This is a genomic window from Clostridium sp. (genome assembly GCF_034179595.1).
In the GTDB taxonomy this organism is placed as follows: Bacteria; Bacillota; Clostridia; order Clostridiales; family Clostridiaceae; genus Clostridium.
Map to the genome: position 1 here is coordinate 1 of NZ_JAXFPT010000056.1, position 3059 is coordinate 3059.

The 3059-nt window shown below is 27.5% G+C and carries 2 protein-coding genes; both read right to left on the reverse strand.

The annotated features are described in order from the left end of the window. Positions 1-29 precede the first annotated feature (29 nt). The gene (locus SPJ33_RS06530; RefSeq protein WP_321117160.1) at positions 30-1292 is read right to left on the reverse strand and encodes a cation:dicarboxylate symporter family transporter; all 1263 of its coding nucleotides are present in this window, start codon (positions 1290-1292) and stop codon (positions 30-32) included. Positions 1293-1756: 464 nt separating this feature from the next. Beyond that, positions 1757-3031, reverse strand: coding sequence for a DUF4317 domain-containing protein (locus SPJ33_RS06535; RefSeq protein WP_321117162.1), 1275 nt, complete (start codon positions 3029-3031; stop codon positions 1757-1759). Positions 3032-3059 lie beyond the last annotated feature (28 nt).

The window sequence follows — 3059 nt, forward strand, 5'->3', positions numbered from 1 at the left end:
TTTAATTACTATATATTAAGTCTTAATTATTAAATTTCATTAACTGTTTTTAAGTATTCTTTTCCTTCCTCAGCATTGAATTGATTTTCCCATTTAGATATAACAACAACTGCTAATGAGTTTCCGATTACATTAACAACAGTTCTTGCCATATCAACAATACGGTCTATACCTGCAATAAAGGCAACCCCTGCTACTGGAATACCAACTGAACCTACAGTTGCAAGTAGTACTACAAAAGATGCACCAGGAACTCCTGCCATACCTTTTGATGTAAGCATTAATACAATTACTAAATTGATTTGAACAGAAAGTGGAAGGTGAATTCCATATATTTGAGCAATGAAAAGTGCTGCAATAGATTGATATAAAGTAGATCCATCTAAATTAAATGAATATCCTGTTGGAATAACAAAAGATGTAATTGCTTTAGGACAACCAAACTTCTCCATCTTCTCCATTAGCTTTGGCAAAACTGCCTCAGAACTTGCTGTAGTAAAGGCTAAGATAATCTCATCTTTTAAAAGCTTTATAAGTGAAATAATACTTGTTCCAGCAATTTTTGCAATGATACCAAGAACAACAAATACAAATAAGAACATGGCAGTATAAACAGTAAGTATTAATTTTCCTAAAGGAATTAATGAAGTTAGCCCAAACTTAGAAACAGTTACACCTATTAATCCAAATACTCCTAATGGAGCAAGTTTCATGATTTGATTAGTAACCCAAAACATTGCATCAGCCACACCTTGGCATATATCAAGAACAGGTTTTCCTTTTTCTCCAATTGCAGCTATTCCTAATCCAAACATAACTGAAAAGAATATGATAGGAAGTAAATCTCCCTTTGCAAAGGATTCAAAAATATTAGTTGGAACAATATTTATAATAGTATCAATAAATCCGTGATTAGCAGCAGTTTTAGCTGTATTCATATATGTATCAATATTAGTAGTAGCAAGATTGCTTATGTTTATTCCGTGTCCAGGGTGGAATAAGTTAGCTATAACTAAACCTATTATAATAGCAAAAGTAGTTACTACTTCAAAATAAAGTAATGTTTTTCCACCGATTTTACCTAATTTTTTTATATCTCCAACACCAGCAATACCAACAACTAGTGATGAGAACACTATAGGTACAACAATCATTTTAATTAATCTTATAAAAATGTCACCAAATGGCTGTAAATATGATGTAACAACTGAGTTACCATAAAAGACAGCTCCGACTATAACTCCTAGAATAAGGCCAAGTATAATTTGAAACGCTAATCCTAATTTTTTCATTTGTTTAATCACTCCTTCAAGTAACCTAAAACTTAAAATATGCAAGTTTTACATGTTAAAAAATTCATTTTATGAGTTATAGTATAACATAAAACAAAAAAATAAGTTATATATTTTTCTCGAAATTTTAATTAAATATATGTATTTATTATAAAGATTTGTTTTGTGTATATGAAATTGATATAAATATTGCATTTATATTGTTAATATGCAAGTTTTATGTTATATAAGTGAGTATATAGATGAATTATATAAAAAAGTAAATAAAATAATATTCATAAAATATTAAACTTATGTATTTTTAAAAAATGCAATTTTGAAAGAATACTTAATACAAAAAAGGTTTGATACAAAAAAGATGTTTTTATATGAGAATTTATATCTAAAGGGTAAAGTATTGTAAAAAATAAATTAAATAAAATAGCAAATCCTTAAAATGGGATTTGCTATTTTTCTATTATAAATTATATTAAATCATCTAAATCATTAACCTTAGTATGTTCATCATCATTTATAGGAATAACTAGGTATTTTTGACCATCAATTATCTGAGATTTTATTTGAGATACTTTTTCTGGCTTAACTTGAAGTACAACATCATATTCAGAAGTAGTATCATCATTTTCTGTAGTTTCTTCAGATTTGTTACTTATAGCAACTTCTTTTTGAACTTCTTCAAGTTTAGTTTCAAGCATTTTTACTTGTTTTTTTAAGTCTTCTTCTTTTCTTCTTTGTTCATTTGCTTTAAGTATCTTTGCATCAATTAAATTTTCAGCTAATGGAATATCATCACCAAAGATTTCAACATATGATTTTTCAATATCATTACTAATTTCTTGTGGAATTCCACTATCTATTAAAAGGTTTTGTATATCTGTATCTTTTAAGCTTATAGGTTCACAATCTGTATCATCATACATTTCATTATATTCTTCTACCATAGCATTTAAGTTTTCTTGCACATCCATAAAGATTTTTTCAGCTTTCTTTTCATCAGCACCAAAAGAATCTTTAATAATTGATTGGAATGCTTCTTTTTGTATAGTAGCAGTTTGTTTTGAAGGGCAACCTAAAACATTTTCCATTAATTCAGGGTGAGTATCCTTTGCATTTTTTGTATAGTACATAACAGAATTAACATCTGAGCTACGATCAATAAAGGCAGGGAATACAAAACCATTAACAGGTGGATTAACTACCCAATCTCTTATACGTGATTTTATTTCATTTTCTTCTTCAAAATATCTAAGACCAGGAGCTGAAAGTGAAACTGGACATATTGCACATAAAACATATTCATATACTTCTTCAGATTCATCTATCTTTTGATTATCCTTAGTTTTAGTGATTACATCATAAGCATCATGGAATAAAAGTATTAAGTAGTTACCAGTATAATCATAATTATTTATAATGGATTGATAAAACTCATCAAGAACAGTATCATCTTTTAATTGAGTGTTTCTAAGGGTTAAAAGAGAAGTTTGGGCTTCGCTTTTAAATTCTTCATTAGCTAAAAAATTAAGTTCTAAAATGTTATTTCCAACAGTTCCAGATAAGACTTTCTTAGCAATTTCTAAGTATTTAAAGTAATCATCTTCATCTAAATTTAGAAAAGTTTCTCTAAATTTTAAAATAGTATTTTTTTCTCCATTAACATAACAACCACATACCTTAGTAAAAGTGCAGTGATCTTTTTTAAAACGCTTTTTAAGTTCAAGTATATCTTTCTTTTTAATATTCATATATAAAAACCTCTCAATCTAG